Raw genomic sequence first — 7,375 nt, 5'->3', positions numbered from 1 at the left:
AAGAATTGCGGAATGGCTGGGGGCAGGGCGTGATTCCTCCGCGTGGTGATCAGTTGGGGTTGCACTGGGTGGGCGACCTTGCCGTCGAATGTGAAGCGGAAGTGGCTGCACCGGGGGCGACGATTATCCTTGAGCTTACTCGAGGAGGTCAGGTTTTTCGAGTATCTGTAGATTTCACGGAAGGCCGCGCAACATTTGAAGGGCTGAACCATCCGCGGTTTGTGGAAACCGTATCCCTCGGCAGACACGGAGCGGGACGCTACAGCATTCGGTTTGCCAATGTGGATCAGCAGCTTGTGCTTTGGGTGGATGAGCGTCCCGTCACTGTGCAATATGAAACCGACTGGCATGGTCCGACAGTCAGTGACCTGGAACGTCCTGTTCGACTCGGCGTCCGCCAGGGGACAGTCACGCTGCGGCATCTGAAGATTTTCCGTGACGTGTATTACATCGCTCACGAGCGTGGGTCTGGCTTCGTGATGCATGACTTTGATTGGGAGCGATCCCCCTATCGTTATCTGGGGCGGGGTTTCTTCTCGCCGGACGAGTTTCGTAAAAAAGTGGCCGAAGTGATGTCCGACCCCACGCAATGGGATTTTTTCAACACCGGGCACGCGCTGGAGTTCAGCCTGGGTGCCAAGCAGTACTTTGTGCTGGGCGACAACAGTCCGCAAAGCGAAGATGGACGATTCTGGACTAAAGAGTATTACGTTCGGGAGGAGCTTTTGGTGGGAAAGGCCCTGGCCGTCATCTGGCCTCACTCCCTGGATCGCATTCCGGGCACGAATATTCCCATCCGATTTTTCCCCAATTTCTGGCGGATGAAAATTGTCCGCTAGAGCCGACTCGCCACCACAATTCGCTCTTTTGACAACGGCGGGCGTCACCTCGGAATGCGCTGTCCATTGCAAGAGCTGCTCGCAGGGTGTCATCCGACGCAAAACGGACGTGCCCCGGCGATCACACCCGCCCGGGCTTCGCCATCAGCTCAGGGGCTCTTTTCCGGTTGGAAGTTGCTATTCTCTGGAAAACCGTTTTTTGACAAAATAGGCGCTTTGATGGGATCTCGTTACCGTTGTGTGAGAGTCCTGCAAGGAGGAGCCCCACATGCGCCTGTTGATCGGCAAATCCAACCGGGTGGAAACGGAAGTGGGCCCGCATATTCGCGCGACGCCGGGTGCCATCCTTGCCGCATGTGGTCTGGTGAAAAGTTTTGGTAAGCGCCGGGTGGTGGACGGAGTGAGCTTTGAGGTCTGGCCGGGCGAGATTGTCGGATTGCTTGGCCCAAACGGGGCGGGAAAAACAACGAGCTTTCGGATGACGTGTGGGCTCATTCGTCCGGACGCCGGTCAGGTTTTCCTCCAGGGTAAGGACGTCACTCATTGGCCGATGCACCGCCGGGCACGTGAGGGGGGCATGAGTTACCTCGCCCAGGAATCCAGCGTTTTCCGCAAACTCACGGTGGAAGAGAATCTCCTGGGGGTGATGGAGCTTCTGGGTTTCGATCGCCGAACCCGTACCCGCCGCTGTGCCGAGCTGCTCGAGCAGTTTGGGATCACTCACCTGGCAAAGGCCAAAGCGGCTGGACTGTCAGGCGGCGAACGCCGACGTCTGGAGATCGCACGGGCGCTCATCGCCAATCCGCGAATTATTCTTCTCGACGAGCCGTTCACGGGCATCGATCCGGTAACGGTGGACGCAATTCAGGAGATCATCCGTTCTCTCCGCGCCCAGGGCATCTCCATACTCATCACAGACCACCAGGTGCGGGAAACGCTCCAGGTAACAGACCGGAGTTACGTCATTCGGGCAGGGAAGGTTCTCTGTCACGGGACACCGCAGGAAGTCCTGGCCAATCCCGAAGCCCGCAAGCATTACTTCGGCGATGATATGCATCTCGCGTGACGGAACAGCGAGCGTGCCGGTCGTGCCTCGAACCGGATTGTTCCCTGGAAAGTCATTGTCGAGGATACGGTAGACCTGACCCTCACTCGCCTGCCAGTCCAGTTACCCAGGACATCAGTTGGGCAAATTGCTTGCCGAAGTCGTGCTCCTTCGTGCCCTGGGGGCTTTTAAAGAAACACGCGAGAAACGGCATAAGCCCCACATGACCGCTGCGCACAGCCCTCTCGGTCAGTCGGGCCAGATCGAGAACAAGAGGCGCGGCGAGAATGGAATCGCATCCCTGCCAGATCACCTGGAGGACCATCGGAACGCCCAGGAAGCCGGTAAAATGGACGTGATCCCACGCCGTTTTCCAGTCGCCCAGGTCCTCCAGATATTCGATCGTCACGATCGTCGCCGGTTTGTAGCCGAGGATTTCTGCTAACACCCGATCTTTGGTCGTCACTTTGCTTTGCTTGTGATTGGGGGAATCCAAAATCTTTCCATCCAGATTTCCGAAAATGTTATGCCCCACCCAACTCAACACGCGGAGATTTCTCGCGCGGAACATCGGTGCGAGCACCGTCTTGAGCAGGGTTTCACCGGTTTTCCCATCGCAGCCCATGTAGGCCACTTTCTGTCGCCTCGCCAGCTCGTCCAGCGCCGGCAGGTTACAACCGAGTGAGGGCGTGAAATTCACGTATGAACATCCTGCCTGCATGGCCGCGATGGCATAGAGGGTACTGGGAGGAAGCCAGGCCTGAGGACGTCGCTGCAACTCGGCCTCAACCTCGTCGTACTTTGCCGGAAATTTTTCCGCGTCTACAGGCGGTTCCGTCGAGGCCACGTTGACAACCACGACGTGCTCCAGTTCGTTCTTGCGTCGAAATCTTTCCAGGTCGTCGCGAATGCGGCTGATCGCATCCCAGGGAGATTCGTTCTTTGGTACATCGGGTCCAGCAAGCCCGATGATCGTCGGCGAGGCGCCAGCAACGGTTCCTGGCTGAATCCGCGATTCCACATCCTCAAGTTCTGATCGAAGCGATTCCACAAACTCGCTATCGAAAGTGCGATTCTTGCGGGCAAAATCCTGAGCCTCGGCCAGAAGGTGGGTGGAGCGGATTTCGTGGCCGCCCAGCACCCAGTCACCCCACGGCAAAAGTCCCAGTTTCTGAAACTCCGGGAGAGCCGTCACCAGGCCTGTGGAGTCGATCAAGTTTCTGCGTAACGCCGACAACCCCAGGGCTACACAGGTGGCAATTCCGCCTCTTGCGCCAATCAACCATAAACCAACTTTTCGCAGGCCAGTCGCGATATCGTTCATGGGCAGCTTTCACTCCGAGATAACCGCTATTTCCTTTCAATCTGTTCCCAATCTCCTGCCTGTTAACCGTGATTCTAACATTCTCTCCGCTCACGAACCCTGTGGCCAGTGAGAGCTGGGAATCCAACCTTCCCACTCCAGGGACCGCGTACAGAACCGCGGAGATAGGCACGTTTTCCTTCGTCCGCCGGTGGAACGGCTTTGGCCAGTTTTCAAGCAAACGGGATACCCTGTCGCCATTTTGCACAGAGTGGGCAACACGCCCCCTAATTGGACGAAGACACATCCGCGTCATCAACGCGCGTCGCGCTGCGCGACAGAAATGTCGCGCCATTCGACACACAAGCCGGTGCCTTCCCGACATGCTCTCATAAAACCCCAAGGGGGTATGAATGCTCGCCTAAAGCCCCAACTTGCAGGCCCGGATTCGAAATTCGTGACGTCACCGGGGGCGACAAGCGTTTCCCTCCAAGGTGAGCCTGGTTCCTGCGCAAACCCGTGTCGGTGTTCGCGGCCCTTTCCAGCGGCAGCGGAACAGCGGGGACGAGTCAGCGAATGGTCCCGTTGCGGGGGGACCATAATCCGATGATAATGTACGGTTTCCAGGTGAGGGAATGCGTTCCCGGTCTGGTGTGTGGGGAGCGGAAAGTTTGCCTGCGCCGCGTTGGCGCCGCAGGTAACCGGCGTACCGGTCCGAGAACGCGGTTTTATTCGGTCAAAAACCTCAGCAAAGAAGCATCACGAGCCATGGCCCTGTCTGTTTCAAGACTTATTCAGGCACTGGAACCGTCCGCCACAATGGCAATGGCTGCCAAGGCCAAGGAGTTGAAGGCGAGCGGGCGAACGATTTACGACCTCAGCCTGGGCGAACCCGACTTTCCTACCCCAGAGCATATTTGCCAGGCAGCCATCGACGCCATGAAGGCCGGCCACACCCACTACACGGTGGCCAGCGGTATTCCTGAACTGAAACGGGCAGTGGTGGAGCAATACAAGGCACGCTATGGTTTAACCTACCCGTTCCAGCATGTCGTCGTCTCCAACGGCGCCAAACATGCGATTCACAACGCCCTGGTGGCGGTGCTCAACCCGGGAGACGAAGTGATTATTCCCGCCCCCTACTGGGTGAGTTATTCAGAGCTCGTCAAGTTGACGGGGGCTGTCCCGGTCATTGTGCCCACGGAAGAATCAAATGGCTTTAAGCTGACGCCGGAGGCTTTCCGGGCGGCCATCACTCCCAAAACGCGGATGCTCCTTCTGTGCACACCTTCCAACCCGACAGGAACGATGTACAGTCGGCAAGAGCTGGAGGGGCTCGCACGAGTCGTTCTGGATTGCGACCTCATTGTCCTGGCCGATGAAATCTACGACCGGCTCACGTACACGTCCGAACCTTTCGCCAGCTTCCCGACAGTCCACCCGGAACTGCAAGAGCGAACAATCCTCATCAATGGGGTGAGTAAGACTTACGCCATGACGGGTTGGCGGATAGGCTGGGCCATCGCCCCGAACAAAGAGGTCGCGGAAGCCATGGCTTCCTTGCAAAGCCAGGAAACGTCCAATCCGTGCAGTATCAGCCAGTATGCCGCCCTGGCGGCGATCACTGGGCCTCAGGATTGCGTGGAAACGATGCGGCGCGAATTCGAGCGGCGGAAGAACTTTGTGGCCGAGCGCCTGGCTCAAATTCCCGGTGTTTCCTGCGCACCGATGGAGGGTGCCTTTTACGCGTTCGTTAACATCTCGCGACACCTGGGCAAGAAATACAACGGTACTGTTGTGGAAAACTCCAGCCAGTGGTGTCTGGAACTTCTCTCTCAGAAAGGTGTCGCCACTGTGATGGGCTCCGCCTTCGGCGCAGAGGGCTATGTGAGGCTCTCCTTTGCCGCTGCCATGGAAGAGCTCGCACGGGCCCTCGATCTGATAGACGAATTTATCCGTGAAGCCAAGTGAGCCGATTCACGGATGACTTGGCCGCCTGTCCGAGTTGAAGGTCAACCCGTCATCGCACTACGGCGACTTCGGAGTTTCCTGGGACGGGGCGGCCTGATTCGTCGCGGCCGGTGGATTTAGCAACTTCCGAACAGGATCCACGACGCGAACCTTGATTTGCACGGCAGTGCCGATCGTCGTCACAGTGATCGCGGCCAGCAGAAACAGGTTGAAAACCCATCGTGCCGGGCCGGATCCAACGGCATCGCCGAGGTAACTTCTCTTGTTGGCCATCAAAAAGATCGCCAGATAGACCAGCGGCAACATGGTCAGACAAATCGCCGACGCCAGAATGGGCATCCAGAACGGATAACCCATGCCCGCTCCTAAAAGTCCAATGGCAGGCGTCAGTGCGAAGAGACGGAATCTCCGGCGAGTGTACTCCAGGCCCAGCATCTCACACCAGGTGAAGCCGCACACCACCATGTGAGTGCTGATCGCACCACAGGTCATGGCAAGGAAACCGAGGTCCAGGATGACGCGCCCAAGGTCGGAATGAACGAGGGCGCTGAACGCTGCGGCCGCCTGAACGGGCTGAAGTCCCGTGCGCACCACGTCCCTGCCGTCATAAACTGTGTTCGCCATCGCGATAATGATCAACGACGTGACGATGGTGTAGGGCAGAAACATCGAGCTGAACAGATCCCATTTGGCAAGTCCTTTGTGGTACTTTCCCCACCCTTTGGCCAGGATGGAATAGGGATAAAGAAACGTCATATTAATCCCCACAGCGGCCCCCAAAGCACCGAGAACCACGGTGACTCCATCCGGGGTGTCGGGCACGTAGAAACCAAAGAAGCCTCGCACCAATTTGCCCCAGTCGATGCCCGTCCACACGACCACAGCCAGGAAGGCGAGAATCACAATGCGGATCACCCAGCGGAGAAAGCCTTCATAAAGCTTAATACCCCTGGTATGACTCCCGTAGTTCCACACCGTGAAAATGTTGATGGCCAGGATACAGAGGGCCACTCCGTACTTGACCACATATTCAACCCACTTCGGCGTCTTGGCGGTGTCCGACCCATCGGGGAGGGGTTGTTTGCCTTCAACGTTTTCGGCAGGGGTCGGTTGTGCGGGATCGGATTTCGCAACAACCGCCGATTGAGCGACCTGCGCCAGGTCCCAGGCCGCCGCCCCGGCCAGAGTGTATTGTGGGAAGTGCCAGATGATTGACGCTACGATCGTACCGATGGCCCAAAAGAGCGGAATAATGGGATGAAGTTCTCGGCCGAAGGCACGGTACGGACGTTCCCCCGTGGTGAGAACCACCTTGGCCAAAGCGGCAAAAATCACCACGCCCAGTAACATCGCCAGCGGCTGGACCCAGAGAAGCTTGTATCCGAAAGAGGCTCCCGCCATCACCGAAGCGGTAGCACTTCCGGCCCCCAGGGTCATCGCGCTCTGAAGCCACGCCGGACCGGTCAGTTTGGCGTATCCGCGAATCCGTTCCCAAAGGCTTTTTTTCTCCAGTTCTTGCAGGAATTTTTCCTCCTGCGCGAGTTTCTCCGGATCCCATTTGGCCGTCATCGGAAGGCCTTTGGATTCCTCGGGAATCGTGGCGGTCTGATTCGTCATAGGCATCTCCCGGCAGTAAGCGGCTTCGGCGGTTCACACCCCACTTGTAACACCAAGTCGCACGCAGTTTTGCCTCGTCGCCAAACGAGGCATTAGGGCGAGTTTAACCAGCTATTTGGGGGTATGCAAGGTCCACAATACTTTTGTCAAGGGCCGATCGTCTTGCTGGGGTGGAAAGATGCGTTGAAGACAAGTAAACCCACGTCCCGGAACAAACCTTTCACACACGGGGGAGAGGTTCCAGGAGTAGAAATCTCAATCCGCCATTGAGTGTGGTGCTGTTGATGGTTGAACGGCTGCAGGCAAGGCAGTAGGTCCACCTCACACCTATTAACAGACAGGTAGCGCTCCGTTGGTTTGGGCTGTGCCGAGCAGTGAGAGAGCGTCTCTGTTTCACTGTGTCGAGGGCGCAAAAACCGTTATCACGGGATTTTCCCAGTCCACGAGGACACCTTCTTTTTCGGACGTGAAAAGCTCGTACTGAGCCCTATCCAACGGGTCGAGAACCAGCACCGTATCGCTTTCCTGTTTGCCCGGCAGCTTTCCGGCCTTGACCAGTGCCGCCAGCTTGTCCCACCGTGGTGGCCACATGACCAGCGT

Annotated in this window: 6 protein-coding genes; 3 read left to right on the top strand and 3 right to left on the bottom strand. The window is 57.5% G+C overall.

Features of this window, described 5'->3' with window-relative positions:
* The coding region (locus H5U08_RS06820; protein ID WP_297031534.1) for a S26 family signal peptidase at window positions 1-839 on the top strand (839 nt) is incomplete at its 5' end.
* Between the two features lie 268 nt (window positions 840-1,107).
* The gene (lptB, locus tag H5U08_RS06815) at window positions 1,108-1,905 is read left to right on the top strand and encodes an LPS export ABC transporter ATP-binding protein (RefSeq protein ID WP_297031532.1); all 798 of its coding nucleotides are present in this window, start codon (window positions 1,108-1,110) and stop codon (window positions 1,903-1,905) included.
* An 82-nt stretch (window positions 1,906-1,987) separates the two neighbouring features.
* On the opposite strand, the gene H5U08_RS06810 is transcribed toward lptB, so the two are convergent.
* Window positions 1,988-3,208: an inositol-3-phosphate synthase gene (locus tag H5U08_RS06810; RefSeq protein ID WP_297031530.1), complete on the bottom strand. Its 1,221-nt coding sequence runs from the start codon at window positions 3,206-3,208 to the stop codon at window positions 1,988-1,990.
* 747 nt (window positions 3,209-3,955) lie between these two features.
* Here H5U08_RS06810 and H5U08_RS06805 point away from each other — a divergent pair.
* Entirely contained in the window at window positions 3,956-5,158 is a 1,203-nt protein-coding gene (locus tag H5U08_RS06805) for a pyridoxal phosphate-dependent aminotransferase (protein WP_297031529.1), read from the top strand.
* A 57-nt stretch (window positions 5,159-5,215) separates the two neighbouring features.
* On the opposite strand, the gene H5U08_RS06800 is transcribed toward H5U08_RS06805, so the two are convergent.
* Window positions 5,216-6,775, bottom strand: coding sequence for a divalent metal cation transporter (locus H5U08_RS06800; RefSeq protein ID WP_297031527.1), 1,560 nt, complete (start codon window positions 6,773-6,775; stop codon window positions 5,216-5,218).
* Window positions 6,776-7,168: 393 nt separating this feature from the next.
* Window positions 7,169-7,375, bottom strand: a 207-nt coding sequence (locus H5U08_RS06795; RefSeq protein WP_297031524.1) for a hypothetical protein, incomplete at its 5' end; no start/stop codon positions are given.

The sequence above is a fragment of the Thermogutta sp. genome, from assembly GCF_014359955.1.
Lineage (GTDB): Bacteria > Planctomycetota > Planctomycetia > Pirellulales > Thermoguttaceae > Thermogutta.
This window is presented reverse-complemented; position numbering and strand designations above follow the sequence as displayed.

Excerpts from the sequence above, each read along its gene's own strand:
- lptB (WP_297031532.1), top strand. The coding sequence starts at position 1,108 with ATGCGCCTGTTGATCGGCAAATCCAACCGGGTGGAAACGGAAGTGGGC.
- H5U08_RS06810 (WP_297031530.1), bottom strand. The coding sequence starts at position 3,208 with ATGAACGATATCGCGACTGGCCTGCGAAAAGTTGGTTTATGGTTGATT.
- H5U08_RS06805 (WP_297031529.1), top strand. The coding sequence starts at position 3,956 with ATGGCCCTGTCTGTTTCAAGACTTATTCAGGCACTGGAACCGTCCGCC.
- H5U08_RS06800 (WP_297031527.1), bottom strand. The coding sequence starts at position 6,775 with ATGACGAATCAGACCGCCACGATTCCCGAGGAATCCAAAGGCCTTCCG.